The organism is Roseateles sp. GW821-FHT09H11, from assembly GCF_059415845.1.
On record NZ_JBWKOA010000004.1, the window covers coordinates 154,978 to 169,860 of the forward strand.

The window sequence follows — 14,883 nt, forward strand, 5'->3', positions numbered from 1 at the left end:
TAGGGGCATCCGCCCCTCATTTCGGCAGCGTGACCCAGGCGTAGTCCAGCCAGTTGTCGGCGCGGTGAACGGCCTTCACGCCCTGGCGCACCGCCCACGGCGCCGCCTGCCGATGCAGGGGCAGGACGTGGATCTGCTCACGGTACTCCTGCAGCGCAGCCCGGATCAGCTGCTCGCGCTTGACGGGATCGGCCTCGGTCGAGGACGCGCCCGCGAGTTGATCGAACTTCGGATTCCTCGACCGGCCGTAGTTGTAGTAACCGGCGCCGGACGGCTTGTCGTCGCTGCGGTAGACCGGCGTCAGGATGGTCTCCGCGTCGGTGATCGCGCCGCCCCAGCCCATCAGGTAGAGGCTGGTCTCGTAGCGCTCCAGCTTGGGGAAGTACAGGACGCGCGGCATCGCGTTGACCTTCACCTTCACCTTGATCTGCGCCCACATCGACGCCAGGGCGAGGCAGATGGCCTCGTCGTTGACGTAGCGGTTGTTGGGGCAGTCCAGCGTCACCTCGAAGCCGTCCGCATAACCGGCGTGGGCCATTGCCTTGCGCGCGGCGGCAAGATCGAACGGCAGGCGCGTCTCCAGCGCCGGATCGCCGAAGGCGCCGAGCGGGGACGGCGTCAGCCCGCCGGTGGGCTGCGACAGGCCGTTCATCAGCCGCTTGTGGATGGCGTCGATGTCGATGGCCTGGTACATCGCGCGGCGCACGCGCAGGTCCTGGAACGGGTTCTTGCCGTTGGGTGTGCGGCCGTACACCAGCGTGTCGCGCGCCTGGTCCATGCCGACGAAGATCAGGCGGTTCTCGAGCCCCTCGATCACCTGCACGCCCGCTGTCGCGCGCAGCCGCGGCACGTCGCGCGGCGCGGGATCGAGCAGCAGGTCGATCTCCCCCGACACCAGCGCGGCGAGCCGCGTCGCGTCGTTCGAGATCGGCGTGAACTGCACCTCCTGCACGTTGCCCTCGAAGCGGCCCCACCAGTTGGGGTTGCGCTTGTAGACGGTGCGGATGCCGGGCTGGCGGCGGACCAGCATGAAGGGGCCGGTGCCGTTCGTGTTGAAGCTGGCGAAGCTCTCCTCGTTGTCCTTGAAGCTGAGCGGCTTCGTCACCTTGTGCTGTTCGCTCCAGGCCTTGCTCATGATGAAGAGCAGGTCCAGGTGCTGCAGGAAGATCGGGTTGAAGCGCGGCTGGGTGATCTCGACGGTGAGCTCGTCGATCTTGCGCGCGGTGCCGACCGCGTTGGCGTAGACGGCGACCTGCGAGGTCGGCGCCTTGGCGCGCTGCAGCGAGAAGACGACGTCGTCGGCGGTGAACGCCGAGCCGTCATGGAACCTGACGTTGGGGCGCAGCTTGAAGCGCCAGACGAGCGGGCCGACCTGCGTCCACTCGGAGGCAAGACCCGGCACGATGTTGAGCTGGCGGTCGCGGGCGGTGAGGCGCTCGTAGACCTGCGAGTTCATGCCGTTGGTCAGGCTCTCGTTCTGCGAGTGCGGGTCCATCGTCTGGGCGTCGCCCTGGCTGGCCCAGCGCAGCGTCTGCGCGTGGGCCGCCGGCGCGCCGCCGACGGCTCCCCCGACCACGCCGGCGCACAGCGCCAGCAGCATGAGCAGTCGTGTCATCCCGCGCTCCCCGACGTCGTGTGATGTCGGGGAGTGTAGGGAGCACGGGCTCAGCGGGAGGTCGGGGTCTTTCCGGACGGGTCACTGCTCATCGGGCAGTACGCGAGAAGGGACAGTGAAATTCTGGGCGTAGTGCCAAGCCCTGCGCGCAGCCTCTTCTTCCGACCACGACCCTGCAACCCCCGACGTCGGCGTGGGCATCGGCAGCCGTTTTCGATTCATATCAAACAGACCGGGGTACATCCGCAACATGGCTTCGAACATCAGCTGGCGTGAGCGCGCAAAAACTTCGTGCATGGGTTCCGTCGTGTACATGTGAAAGTTCCTTGTCGATAAACGGAAAAGGGAGCAGTTGGACCGTAGGCGCAGCGAGGGTGTTGAGCGAAGACATCGAATGGCCGAGCCGCGTCGCGACCTCGGCCACTGCATCCATCGGCTCCCGGACGTCGTAGAACAGCCGCTGAGCCTCCTTGCGATCGATCGCGAACGCATGCGATGGATATCGCCGCATCAATTCATTGATCCCGTCCGCACCGATGTTGCCGCCCTTCTGCGCCAGACGCTCCCCGTAGGCGGCGGCAATGGCCATCGCACGCGTCACCTCGACGAGCCGACGAGGATCGACCTTTTCGAGCAGCGGCCGGAACAGTCGCGCGGTCATCAATGAAGCCGCATTGACTGCCGCCTCGTTGGACAGGCCCTGGGCCGAGATGGCATGCACCGCGATGGCGAAGCTCTGTATCTGGTGTGGCAGCAGCTGGTCCAGGACGCCGCCGAACTCGAGCCCGGAGCCGCGAACCGAGAATTCGCCCACCCTCGGAACCTGCATGTCGATAGGCCCCAACTCGCCACGATCGCCCATGTGCAACACGGACGCGCCGAGCACGATCAGCGTTCCCGCGCTCTTGCAGTAGCGCGGCACGAGCGCCTCGACACGCTTGTAATGAAATCCCAGGGCCCTCGCGATACGGAACGCCGCATGCGGATCACCACCAGGCGTCTCCAATACGACAAGGACATGCTCGTTCGTGCGGTGCTCGTCGAGCACTGTGCTCAGTCGTTCATAGCCCTCGACTGTGACCGGCCCCGCATAGGTCACTACATCGAACGGCGGTGCCAGAGGCGCCGCCCTTGATCGTTGGGCCGGCACATCGTTGGCCGGCGCCACTTCCTTCAGAAGAACTGCCATCAGATGCCCTCCAGCGCCATTCATCAGCGCGAGGTCTGCATCTTCGAGCGGACGCGTCAGGCGAACCATTGCCTGAACTAGGAGACTTTCACCTCAAAGATTGAGGAGCGCCACCGCTCTGAGTCAGCGGCAGCCACCAAGACTTGCTGTCATCGCGTGGACCGTCTCTCCCGAGGCGATCCCCCGGCGTCACTTCGCCGGCGCCTGCCAGAGCTCGTCGAGCCGCTGGAAGCCCCAGGTGGCCGGATCCTCGCGGCCGACGATGCGGTCCGACGCGTGGTTCGCCGACAGGTCCAGCACCTGCGTCGGGATCGGCATCTGCGACTTCGTCGAATAGAACACCCGCACCCGCGGCGCCGTCAGCGCCGTGGCGTTCTGCTCCAGCACCACCCCCAGGCGGCCCGACTGCAGCTTCACCAGCGTCCCCACCGGATAGATGCCCACGCACTTCACGAAGGCCTGGAACACCCGCGGATCGAAATGCCCCGTCCACTGCGCCATCCGCGCCAGCGACGACGCCGGATCCCACGCGTTCTTGTAGGGCCGGTTCGAGGTGATCGCGTCGTACACGTCGCACACCGCGCCCATGCGCGACAGCAGGCTGATCTGCTCGCCCGCCAGCTTGCCGGGGTAGCCCGTGCCGTCCATCTTCTCGTGATGCCGCAGCGCGACGTCCAGCGCCGCCTCGGGCACCGACGTGCCTTCCTTGAGCATCTCGAAGCCGCGCGTCGGGTGGTCGCGCATGATCGCGAACTCGGCGTCGGTCAGCGCGCCCGGCTTGTTCAGCACGTTCAGCGGCATCATCATCTTGCCGACGTCATGCAGCAGACCGGCGAGGCCGGCCTCGCGCGTGCGCGGCTCGTCCAGACCCATCTGCCGCGCCAGCGACACCATCAGCGCGCACACCGCCACCGAGTGCATGTAGGTGTAGTCGTCCTTGGTCTTCAGCCTCGCCAGGCTGATCAGCGCCGACGGATTGCGGACCACCGAGCTCGCGACCTCCTCGACCAGGGGCAGGCATTGCTCGGCGTCGATCGCCTTGCCCAGCCGGGCCTCGCCGAACAGCGTCATCACCGCGCGCTTGGAGCGCTGCATCACCTGCGTGGCGCGCTCGAGCTCCTCGCCCATCGACGCGGGCGCGGTGCTCAACTCGAGTCGGGGCGCCGCGGCAATGACGGCGGGGGCGGCGGGAGGCTCCGTCGCCACGGGTGCCGCGGGCGCCGCGGACGGGGCGGGCGCGGCAGCGGGCGGAGCCAGGGCCGCCTTCGGCGCCTCGGGGGCGTCGACGTCCAGGCCCTTGGACGCGTCGATCCAGCAGAACGGCACGCCGCTGGCCTTCAGCGCCTTCAGATCCTCGGGATCGGTGAGGACGAATTTCGTCTTCCAGAAAGGGTGCGACAGCCACGACCCTTCCATCCCTTGCAGATACATGCCCAGCTTCACCTGGGCCGTCGGGATCTTCTTCAGCATGACTGGCGTTTTCGTCCAGGACAACACAGTATGGCGCCCTCCCCGGCGCACGCACAGTCAGAACAGGCAATAAAAAACCGCCCTGGCGGGCGGTTGGCTACTGCTCTTCGCTTGCACCGCGGCTGGCTCACAGCCTGCCACGGATCAACGGAACCGCGATTGCGGGACTGTACGGAGTTCGGATGGCAAGCCTGCCAAATATTGCGACAGAAGCTTCAGTTCAGCGTGACTGAATTGCTTCACCTGGCCCGCCATCACCGCGTTGGTGCGCCCGTGATACGGCTTGCCCTCGATCTGGTAGGACTTCAGCGCCACGTACAGATAGTCGGCGTGCTGGCCGGCGATCTTGGGGTAGGTGCCGTCGATCGGCTTGCTGAAGTTGGCGCCATGACAGCTCGCGCATGCGCCCTTGTCCAGCAGCTTCTTGACGTCGGCCGGCGCCTCGACCGTCGCGGGCACCGCGTCGACCTTGGCCAGGCCGGCGTAGTACTCGGAGATCTCGGTGATGTCCCGGTCGCCCAACGGCAGCGCGATGCCGCGCATGGTCGGGTGCTTGCGGTCGCCCTTGGCGTACGCCGTCAGCGCATTGGCGATGTACTTGGCGTTCTGGCCCGCGATCATCGGGACCTTGTGCACCTCGGGGAAGGTGGCCTGATAGCCGGGGATGCCATGGCAGCCGATGCACATGGCCACCTTGGCCTGCACCGGGGCCTGGGGGCCAGGTGTTGCCGCGGACGTCGCGGCGGGGGTGGTCGTCGACGGCGCTTGTCCCGGCGCGGGCGACGAAGGGGCGTTGGACTGAGCGGCTACAACAAACGCACTTCCGGCCAGCATCAACGCGAGGGAGATCTGCAGTTGTCTTCTCATGGTCCCGATCTTCTAGGATTTGGGGCGGCGCGATTATAGGGGGGGCCCTATATACTGGTTTTCACCCCTGCGCTAGAGAAGCCCCTCATGAAATTCCAAGGTTCCCAGGACTACGTCGCCACGCCCGACCTGATGCTGGCGGTCAACGCGGCCATCACGCTGACGCGGCCGCTGCTGGTCAAGGGCGAACCGGGCACCGGCAAGACGCTGCTGGCCGAGGAAGTCGCCAAGGCCCTGGGACTGCCGCTGCTGCAGTGGCACGTGAAGAGCACGACCAAGGCGCAGCAGGGCCTGTACGAGTACGACGCGGTCAGCCGGCTGCGCGACAGCCAGCTCGGCGACGACAAGGTGCGCGACATCGCCAACTACATCGTCAAGGGCACGCTGTGGGAGGCTTTCGCGTCGGACACGCCGGTGGCGCTGCTGATCGACGAGATCGACAAGGCCGACATCGAGTTCCCCAACGACCTGCTGCGCGAGCTCGACCGCATGGAGTTCTACGTCTACGAGACCCGCGAGTGGGTCCGGGCGAAACACCGGCCGCTGGTGTTCATCACCTCCAACAACGAGAAGGAGCTGCCCGACGCCTTCCTGCGCCGCTGCTTCTTCCACTACATCAAGTTCCCCGAGGCCGACACGATGCAGGCCATCGTCGACGTCCACTTCCCCGGGCTGAAGAAGGACCTGCTGGCCGCCGCGCTGAAGACCTTCTACGACGTGCGCAAGCTGCCGGGGCTGAAGAAGAAGCCCTCCACGTCCGAGCTGATCGACTGGCTCAAGCTGCTGCTGGCCGAGGACATCCCGCTGGAGGCGCTGCAGACGCAGGACGACAAGGTCGCGATCCCGCCGCTGGTGGGCGCGCTGCTGAAGAACGAGCAGGACCTGACCCTGTTCGAGAAGCTCGTCTACATGCAGAGCCGCAACCGCTGAGCAGAATCAGCTGAGCAGAATCAGCTGAGCAGGATCCGCCGAAGCCGCCGGGCCAGAACAAGAACGGAACAAGGATGAGACAGGCATGAGCCAAGACTTCAACGCCGCCTGGCGCACCGCGCTGGCCGACGCGCTGGGATTCGTGGGCGGCGGCGTGATCGGCCTGCTGGTCGGCCGCTCGCTGGGATGGGAATTCATCGGCGAGCCCGGCTGGGGCCCGACCCAGATCCTGGGCCTGCTGACCATCCTCGTCGGCATGGGCGGCTGCCGCTGGCTGCTGCGCCGGCTGCTGCTCGGCAACAAGGGCTGAGGCCCGCCCTGCCCTCGCCCGTCCTTCACCCTCCCCCTTTTCCTCGCACCGCCGGCCGAGGGTCGGCTCGACTCATGACCGCACCCACCCCCTTCACCGCGCCGGTCACGCTGACCGGCCCGCATGCGCGGCTCGAGCCGTTGTCGCAGGATCACCGCGAGGCGCTGGTCGACGCGGTCGCCGACGGCGAGCTCTGGAAGCTCTGGTACACCACCGTGCCCGCGCCCGACCGCATGGGCGCGGAGATCGAACGGCGCCTGGGACTGCGCGACGCGGGCTCGATGAACCCCTTCACCGTGTTCGATGCCGACGGCCGCGTCGCCGGCATGACGACCTACATGAACATCGACGCGACCAACCGCCGCGTCGAGATCGGCTCCACCTGGACCCGCGCGTCCAGCCAGCGCAGCGGGCTGAACACGCAGTGCAAGCTGCTGCTGCTGCGGCACGCGTTCGAGACACTGGACTGCATCGCGGTGGAGTTCCGCACCAACCGCCTCAACACGCAGAGCCGCCGCGCGATCGAGCGCCTGGGCGCGCAGCTCGACGGCATCCTGCGCTCGCACGTGATCATGCCCAGCGGCCTGCCGCGCGACACCGCCGTCTACAGCATCACCGCGGCCGAATGGCCGACCATCCAGACCCACCTGCAGTGGCTACTCGACAAACCCCGGAGCGCCTGATGCCCGCCGTGAAGAAGACCCCCGCGAAGACTCCCGCCAAGAAGCCCCCGATCCGGAAGCCCGCCGCCACGAAGAGCGCATCGAAGAAGAACGCCTCCGCGTTGAAGACCTTCGACGTCGACGCGCTGTGGGCGCTGGCGCGCATCGGCGCGCCGAGCCTGTCGCCGGACGGCGCGCAGGCCGTCGTGCCGGTGACGCGCTACGACATGGAGAAGAACAAGGGGGCGACCGCGCTGTGGCTGCTGTCGACGCTGGGCGGCGAGCCGCGCGTGCTGACCTCCGCCGGCGAGAAGGACGGCCAGCCGCGCTGGAGCCCGACCGGCGAATCCGTCGCCTTCATCGCGCGTCGCGACCAGGAAGGCGACAAGGACGACGCACCGCAGCTCTACGTGATCCCGCCTGATGGCGGCGAGGCCCGCCGCGTGACGAAGCTGCCTTTCGGCGTCGAGTCCTTCAAGTGGTTCCCGGACGGCAAGCGCCTGGCCTTCGTGTCCTGGGTCGACCCGGGCCTGAAGGGCCAGGCCGCGCAGGCCGAGCGCCGCAAGGCCGAGAAGGACCGCAAGGAATCGGCCTACGTGACCGAGGAAGGTTTCTACCGCTTCTGGGACCACTCGCTGCCGATGAACCGCGTGCCGCATCTGCACGTGATCGACCTGGCCAGCGGCGAGGTCCGCGACCTGTTCGAGGGCACCGACTTCGAACTCAGCCGCGCCGAGCCCGATGCCGACACCTTCGACATCTCGCCGGACGGCCGCCGCATCGTGTTCAGCTTCGACCCGAACACGCCCAAGACGCTGGAGCACCGCAACGCGCTGGCCGAGATCGACGTCCGCTCGGGCCGCGCGCAGGTGCTGCTGCACGAGCCGGGCTGGGACCTGGTCGCGCCGGTCTACAGCCACGCGGGCCACCACATCGCCTTCATCGCCACCCACCAGGGCCTGAAGCACACGATGCCGCAGCAGCTGGCGGTGCTCGACACGCACGGCAACTGGGCCGTGCTGTCGGAGGACTGGGACCAGGAAGTCGCCGCCCCGCTGCGCTGGGACGAGGACGACCTCGGCGTGCTCTTCTGCGCCGAGGACCAGGGGCGCCGCCATCTCTACCGCTTCGACGTGAAGACGCTGCACGCGTTCCCGCTGTGCGAGGGCGGCCATGTCGGCGCGTTCGCGCTGGAGGCCGGCACGCTGGTCGTGCTGCACGACAGCGCGTCCTTCCCGCCGCAGGTCTCCGTCGTCGATCGCGAGGGCGACGCCGAGGAGCAGGTGCTGCACCGCATCGAATCCTTCAACGACGAGGCGCTCGCCTCATTGCGCTTCGGCGAGATCGAAGAGCTCTGGTACGAAGGGGCGCTGGGCGAGCTCGTCCAGATGTGGCTCTACCACCCGCCCGGCTTCGACCCGAAGCAGAAGACCAAGGTGCCGCTGATGCAGCTGATCCACGGCGGCCCGCACACCGCCATGGGCGACAGCTGGCACTGGCGCTGGAACCACCAGGCGATGGCGTCGCAGGGCTACGTCGTCGCCTGCGTGAATTACCACGGCTCGTCGAGCTTCGGAAACCGCTTCGCCGACTCGATCACCGGGCGTTGGGGCGAGCTGGAACTGCAGGACGTGGAAATCGCGACCGACCTGCTGCTCAAGCAGCCCTGGGCCGATCAGAAGCGGGTCTTCGCCACGGGCGGCAGCTACGGCGGCTACATGGTCGCGTGGATGAACGGCCACGTGCCGGCCGGCCGCTACCAGGCCTACGTCTGCCACGCGGGCTGCTTCGACTGGACGGCGATGTTCGCGAACGACGCCTACCTGTGGCATGCCAAGGAGTTGGGCACGGCGTACTGGAAGGATCCGGCCAAGGTCGCCGCGCAAAGCCCGATCGGCTACGCGCAGCACTTCAACACGCCGACGCTGGTCATCCACGGCCAGCTCGACTACCGCGTCCCCGACGCGCAGGGCCTGGCCTTCTACAACACGCTGAAGGCGCAGGGCGTCGACGCCCGGCTCGTCTGGTTCCCCGACGAGAACCATTGGGTCATGAAGCCGCGCAACTCCAGGCTCTGGTACGGCGAGTTCTTCGACTGGCTCAAGCGCCACGACACGACCGGCACGAAGGCGGGCATCAAGGCCGGCGCGAAGTCGGAGGCGAAAGCGAAAGCGGGCGCGGGAGCGAAAGCGGGCGCAAGGAGCGGCTCGAAGAAGCAGCGCGCCTGAGGAGCAGCACCAGCAACGCGAGGCCCGCCGCGGCCATCGCGAGCGTCGAGGGCTCCGGCACCGCCGGCGGCGGCAGCTGCTCGGTACGCGGTGGCAGCACGAACAGCGGCGTCGGCACGGAGAACGGTGGCGGTCCCGCGGGCGGTGGCCCGATCGAGACGCGCGGCGGACTCGAGAACGAGCCCGGCGGCGTCTCCGGCACGCCGGTCAAGGGCGTGGGCGGCAATGTCGACAAGGGCGGCGTGTCCGCCGGCACCGGTGTCGGCGCACCGGCACCCGGCGGATCGAAGAGCAGTTCGCCTTCGCCGGGTGGCGTGGCGCCTCCACCCCCGCCGCCGCCCGGCACGCGGGCGATGCGGCTCACGTTGCGGCACACGGTGGGCACCATCACGCAGGCCGTGCCCTCGCAATAGACCAGCGCACGCTCGCGCTGAACGTCGGACCAGCGATCGCGCGTGACGCTCGCACAGACGCGTCCCTGGCCAAAATGCATGTCGCGGATCTGCGGCTCGTAGCCCGCGTTCCCCTCGATGCGATCACGCGAGATCTCGACGACGTCGTCGTACTCGTGCGCCCGCATCCGCGTCTTGAGGCGCTCACGCACCGCCGGCGCCAGATCGGTGTAGCGGTCGACGGCCGCGGGCACGTCGCCCATGAAGCTGTCGTGGCCCGGACGGTCCCATGAACAGGCGGCAGACGCGGCAGCCCGCGCCGGCACGTGGGCGAGGAGCGCCCCAACCGCAAAGGCGGCAAACAGGTACTGCAGTCGTGACATGGGAGGGCGACGGCCCTGTGGGACCTCGGCAAAGTTGAACGCGAGCTTCCTTTGGCAAGACCGGGACCCGGGGACAGGTGTTGCGCAAGGCGTACTGCGTATCGCCGAGAGCGTCGCGCGACTGTGGGTGGCGCGACTGTGGGTGGCGCGACTGTGGGTGGCGCGACTGCGTGTCGCCAAGCGCGGGCACTCCACGGCGCAGGGGGCATCCCTCCGGGAACCCCCAGCACCATTCCGGCCCCAGCATCGCCCGTTGACTGCGGGCCTGGATGTGCGAGGTGCTGGCTACACCTCGTCCCAGTCGAGGTCGCCGCAGAGGACGCGCAGGCGGCCGTCCTGCCAGTAGGCGACGGATACGGTCACGCACATCCTGGCGCCGTGCAGGCTCAGGTAGGGGCGCGTGGTCTGGATCTCGCCGACCGTCTCGACCGCGCGGCGGAAATAGGGTCGGCGCGCCCAGCGGGCATCACCCGCACGCTCCATCGGCAGGAAACGTGGATCGATCTCCGCCGGGCCCGAGGCGGGCACCGCGCGCGCACCGATCTCCCGGCCGTCGTCGTCCAGCAGGTAGCACATCTGCGCCCCGTCCAGCTTGAGGAAGGGCTGGCAGGCCTCGACCAGCGGACGCCCCTGCTGCACCGTCTGCAGCGCCAGCGCCAGCGCCGTGCGGAACGGCGTCAGCCGGTCCAGGTGATCACGCCGCAGTTGCGCCTGGCGCTCGTTGAACAGGCGCCAGACATCCTCCAGCGCGGACACGCCCTCGCCGTCGCGCAGGAACGGCGCCGGGTGGCCGAAGGCGAAACCCTGCACCAGGTCGACGTCCGCATCCATCGCGAGCTGCGCATCCTCGACGGTCTCGATGCCCTCCAGCAGCACCAGCGAACCGCACTCGTGCAGCAGCGCCACCATCTGCGAGAGAACCCTCGCCATGCGCCGCGAGCCGCGCGAGCGCATCAGCAGCGAACGGTCCAGCTTGACGATCTCCGGCCGGATCCGCCAGATGCGATCGAAGTTCGAGTGCCCCACGCCGAAGTCATCCAGCGCCAGCAGGCAGCCGGTGGCGCGCGCGGCCTCGACCGCCTCCTCGAAGCTGTCGTCGCGCGCCATCACGTCCTCGGTGACCTCGAAGACCAGGCGATGCGTCGGCAGGCCCAGCTGATGCACGACCTCGACCGCGCGCGCCAGCATGCGCACCTGCAGCGCCGCGTGCATGAAGACGGCCGGATGGATGTTCAGGAACAGCCAGCAGTCCGGCTGCCGCTGCGCGACGAAGTTGTGCACGTGCAGCAGCCGGCACAGGCGGTCGAGCCAGATCTGCTGCTCGAAGCTGCCGACGCCCTCGAAGGCGGTGACCGGGGTGATGGGACGGCCGCGCTCGTCCTCGACGCGGATCAGGCCCTCGTAGCCGACCGGCCGGCGGTGCGGATAGCTGTAGACCGGCTGGAACGCGCTGGTCAGCCGGTAGTTCTGGAAGCTGCCGACCCAACGGCCGCGCTCCTCGCCGACGGCGCCGTACAGCGCCTGCAGCATGCCTTCGACCTCGGCGTTGTCGTCGCCGCTGCCTGTCCCGTGATCCATTCGCCCGACCCCAACGTTGGAGGCTGCGCGGTTCCGCGACCGCGGAGCCGTGTTTGACGCCGATGCTACGCCTGGGACCCGCCGGCCGGCATGGATAATGCCCTGATGCCCCGGAGTCCAGGGGGAGGCCCATGCTGATCCAGTTCTTCTACACGCTGCGCGCCGCCAAGCTGCCCGTCTCCGTCAAGGAGTACCTGACCCTGCTCGAGGCCATGAAGGCCGGCGTGCTCGACGACACCGACATCGGCGGCAGCGGCCCCACGGTGGACAAGTTCTACGCGCTCGCCCGGACCTCGCTGGTCAAGGACGAGGCGCTGTTCGACAAGTTCGACCGCGCCTTCGCGGCCTACTTCAAGGGCGTCGAGCTGATGGGCGACCTGTTCAAGGCCTTGCCGCAGGAATGGCTGACGAAACAGCTCGAACGCGAGCTGACGCCCGAACAGCTCGCGCAGCTGAAGGCGCTGGACTGGGACGAGCTGATGGACACGCTGCGCCAGCGGCTCGAGGAACAGCAGGAACGCCACGAAGGCGGCAGCCGCTGGATCGGCACCGGCGGCACCAGTCCCTTCGGCAACGGCGGCGCGAATCCGCGCGGCGTGCGCATCGGCGGCCCCGGCGGCCAGCGCAGCGCGGTCAAGGTCTGGGACCAGCGCGCCTACAAGGACTACGACGACAACATCGAGCTGGGCACCCGCAACATCAAGGTCGCGCTGCGCCGGCTGCGCCGCTTCGCGCGCGAGGGGTCGGAGCTGGAGCTCGACCTCGACGACACCATCCACAAGACCGCCGCCAACGCCGGCATGCTCGACATCCGCATGATCCCGGAGCGTCACAACAAGGTGAAGCTGCTGCTGCTGATGGACGTCGGCGGCACGATGGATGAGCACGTGCACCGCGTCGAGGAGCTGTTCTCCGCGGTCAAGAGCGAGTTCAAGCACCTGGAGTTCTTCTACTTCCACAACTGCGTCTACGACTTCGTGTGGAAGAACAACCGGCGCCGCTTCAGCGAGAAGACCTCGACCTGGGACCTGATCCACAAGTACAACCGGGACTACAAGCTCATCTTCGTCGGCGACGCCACGATGAGCCCCTACGAGATCCTCCAGCCCGGCGGCAGCGTCGAGTACAACAACGAGGAAGCCGGCGCCGAATGGCTGCAGCGGCTCACCGCCCATTTCAACAAGCACGTCTGGATCAACCCCGAACCGGCCGGGGTCTGGCAATACCGCCAGAGCATCTCGCTGATCCAGCAGTTGATGCAGCAACGCATGATGCCGCTCACCATGGGCGGACTCGAACAGGCGATGCGCGTGCTCAACCGATGACGGCGACGACCCTGACGCGTCCGGTGACTCATTGGCTGCGGCGCGCGCTGCCGATCTTCACGATCGGCGCGGCGCTCGCGCTGCTGGGCGGCTGCTCGCTGCTGCCCACCGACCGCAAGGCGCAGCTGAAGGTCGCGGCGACCGAAGAAGCCGATGCCAACAATCCCTACGTGACCAGCACGCGCAAGATCTCGGCCTATGAGCTGACCGTCGAGGCGCCGCCCGAGCTGCGCTCGCTGCTGATGGAGCACCTGGACCTGGCGCGCTTCCGCGACACGCCCGAGGACATGCGCCTGACCGCCGGGGAGTTGCGCCGGCTTGCCGCCGTCGCGCCCGAGCAGGCCACCAAGCTGCTGGAGACCGCCGGCTACTTCAACGCCAAGGTCCGGACCGAGGAAGTGGGCGACCTGTCCGACGGCGTGCGCAACCTGAGGCTGATCGTCGACACCGGCCCGCGCGCGCTGGTCCGGCAGATGGACCTGCGCATCGAGGGCCCGCTGAAGACCGCCACCGAGCGCGGCGACAAGCTCGCGGTGGCCCTCGACCGCACGTTGACGCAGAGCTGGCTGCTGCCGCCGCAGACGGGCTTCAGCCAGGGCGACTGGGCCGCCGCCAAGAACGCGCTGCTGACGCGCGCGCGGGCGCAGGGCTATCCGCTGGCCCGGATGACGCACAGCGAGGCCGTCGTGCAGGCCGACGACAACCAGGTCGACATCGCCGTCACGCTGGAGAGCGGGCCGCTGTTCACGCTCGGCGAGCTGACCGTCGAGGGCCTGAACCACCAGCCCGAGGAAAGCGTGCGCCGGCTGGCGGGCTACCAGCTGCACCAGCCCTACAACGAGAAGCTGCTGCTCGACTTCCAGGAGCGGCTGGTGGGCACGCAGCTGTTCGACAGCGCCAGCGTCGAGATCCAGCCCGAGAGCGTCACCCCGGCGCCCGGCGCCGAGACCGTCGAGGTGCCGGTGACCGTGAAGATCCGCGAGGCCGCGCGCCAGCAGGTCACGCTGGGCGTCGGCTACCGGACCGTCGACGGCCCGAGCGCCAACATCGAATACACGCACCGCAAGCCCTTCGGGCTCAACATCCGCGAGCGCAGCAAGCTCGAGCTGTCCCGCGTCCGCCAGGCGCTGGACACGGAAATCAGCTCCCATCCGCAACCCAACATGCAGCGCAGCCTGGCGCTGGTGAAGGTCGAGCGCATCGACGACAACGACCAGGTCAACCTCAACCTCAGCACGCGCTTCGGTTATGCGAAGGAGACGGAGCCCGAGGACCGGCTGACCTACGTCGAGGTCATCCGGTCCTGGGAACACAAGCCGGCGGTTCCGACGACGGTGGCCGGCGCGGTGTCGCTGAACCAGCAGATGACGTGGCGGCGGCTGGACTCGCGCGTGCTGCCGACCAAGGGCTGGAGCGCCACCGCCACGGTCGGCGGCGGCTGGGCCGACAGCTCGGCGGAGAAGAACGGCCCGTTCGCGCGGGCGACCGGCAAGGTCTACTGGTACTCGCCGCTGTCGGGGCGTTGGCTGTTCTCGACACGGCTCGAGGGCGGCCAGATCCTGGCCAAGGGCAAGCTGGGCCTGCCGGAGGCGCTGCGCTTCCGCACCGGCGGCGACGACAGCGTGCGCGGCTACGGCTACAACGACCTGGGCCCGGTGAACTCCACCGGCGCGCAGACCGGCGGCCGCGTGCTGCTCAACGGCAGCGTCGAGGTCTCGCATCCGCTCACGCCGCGCATCCCGCAGCTGATGGGCGCCGTGTTCATCGACGCCGGCCAGGCCGCGCAGAACTGGGGCGACTACCACCCCGCCTGGGCCTACGGCACCGGCCTGCGCTATCGCAGCCCGGTCGGCGTGCTGCGCTTCGACTTCGCCAAGGGCAACCTGGTCGACAAGTGGCGCCTGCATTTCAGCGTCGGCATCAACCTGTAATCC

At 68.2% G+C, this 14,883-nt stretch carries 12 protein-coding genes; 6 read left to right on the forward strand and 6 right to left on the reverse strand.

What is annotated here, in order from left to right; all coding sequences use genetic code 11:
* Positions 1–16: 16 nt before the first annotated feature.
* From AC07PR_RS14670 to AC07PR_RS14685, 4 genes are all read right to left on the reverse strand, one after another.
* Positions 17–1,615, reverse strand: a complete 1,599-nt coding sequence (locus AC07PR_RS14670; RefSeq protein ID WP_495135718.1) for an ABC transporter substrate-binding protein — start codon at positions 1,613–1,615, stop codon at positions 17–19.
* Positions 1,616–1,838: 223 nt separating this feature from the next.
* On the reverse strand, positions 1,839–2,804 hold the full coding sequence (locus AC07PR_RS14675) for an SDH family Clp fold serine proteinase (RefSeq protein ID WP_495135719.1): 966 nt from the start codon (positions 2,802–2,804) through the stop codon (positions 1,839–1,841).
* A gap of 189 nt (positions 2,805–2,993) precedes the next feature.
* Entirely contained in the window at positions 2,994–4,274 is a 1,281-nt protein-coding gene (locus tag AC07PR_RS14680; RefSeq protein ID WP_495135720.1) for a cyclic di-GMP phosphodiesterase, read from the reverse strand.
* Between the two features lie 144 nt (positions 4,275–4,418).
* On the reverse strand, positions 4,419–5,141 hold the full coding sequence (locus AC07PR_RS14685) for a c-type cytochrome (protein WP_483109127.1): 723 nt from the start codon (positions 5,139–5,141) through the stop codon (positions 4,419–4,421).
* 87 nt (positions 5,142–5,228) lie between these two features.
* On the opposite strand from AC07PR_RS14685, the gene AC07PR_RS14690 reads away from it, so the two are divergent.
* The 4 genes from AC07PR_RS14690 to AC07PR_RS14705 all read left to right on the forward strand — a co-directional run bounded on the left by AC07PR_RS14690 (position 5,229) and on the right by AC07PR_RS14705 (position 9,271).
* Positions 5,229–6,071, forward strand: coding sequence for an AAA family ATPase (locus AC07PR_RS14690; protein WP_088406056.1), 843 nt, complete (start codon positions 5,229–5,231; stop codon positions 6,069–6,071).
* 85 nt (positions 6,072–6,156) lie between these two features.
* Positions 6,157–6,381, forward strand: coding sequence for a hypothetical protein (locus tag AC07PR_RS14695; RefSeq protein ID WP_483109125.1), 225 nt, complete (start codon positions 6,157–6,159; stop codon positions 6,379–6,381).
* A gap of 74 nt (positions 6,382–6,455) precedes the next feature.
* Positions 6,456–7,064: a GNAT family N-acetyltransferase gene (locus tag AC07PR_RS14700; RefSeq protein ID WP_495135721.1), complete on the forward strand. Its 609-nt coding sequence runs from the start codon at positions 6,456–6,458 to the stop codon at positions 7,062–7,064.
* Positions 7,064–9,271: a S9 family peptidase gene (locus AC07PR_RS14705; protein WP_495135722.1), complete on the forward strand. Its 2,208-nt coding sequence runs from the start codon at positions 7,064–7,066 to the stop codon at positions 9,269–9,271. Before AC07PR_RS14700 ends, AC07PR_RS14705 begins: the two co-directional genes overlap by 1 nt.
* Here the strand turns inward: AC07PR_RS14705 and AC07PR_RS14710 are convergent.
* Positions 9,180–9,926 (reverse strand): MHFG family PEP-CTERM protein, encoded by a 747-nt coding sequence (locus tag AC07PR_RS14710; RefSeq protein WP_495135723.1) that lies wholly within the window; start codon positions 9,924–9,926, stop codon positions 9,180–9,182. The two genes, AC07PR_RS14705 and AC07PR_RS14710, sit on opposite strands and share 92 nt — an antisense overlap.
* A gap of 405 nt (positions 9,927–10,331) precedes the next feature.
* Positions 10,332–11,624, reverse strand: coding sequence for an EAL domain-containing protein (locus AC07PR_RS14715; RefSeq protein WP_483109121.1), 1,293 nt, complete (start codon positions 11,622–11,624; stop codon positions 10,332–10,334).
* A gap of 131 nt (positions 11,625–11,755) precedes the next feature.
* On the opposite strand from AC07PR_RS14715, the gene AC07PR_RS14720 reads away from it, so the two are divergent.
* Together AC07PR_RS14720 and AC07PR_RS14725 are read left to right on the forward strand one after the other, a co-directional pair.
* Entirely contained in the window at positions 11,756–12,949 is a 1,194-nt protein-coding gene (locus AC07PR_RS14720) for a vWA domain-containing protein (RefSeq protein ID WP_431102068.1), read from the forward strand.
* Positions 12,946–14,880: an autotransporter assembly complex protein TamA gene (locus tag AC07PR_RS14725; RefSeq protein WP_495135724.1), complete on the forward strand. Its 1,935-nt coding sequence runs from the start codon at positions 12,946–12,948 to the stop codon at positions 14,878–14,880. Before AC07PR_RS14720 ends, AC07PR_RS14725 begins: the two co-directional genes overlap by 4 nt.
* Positions 14,881–14,883: the final 3 nt, after the last annotated feature.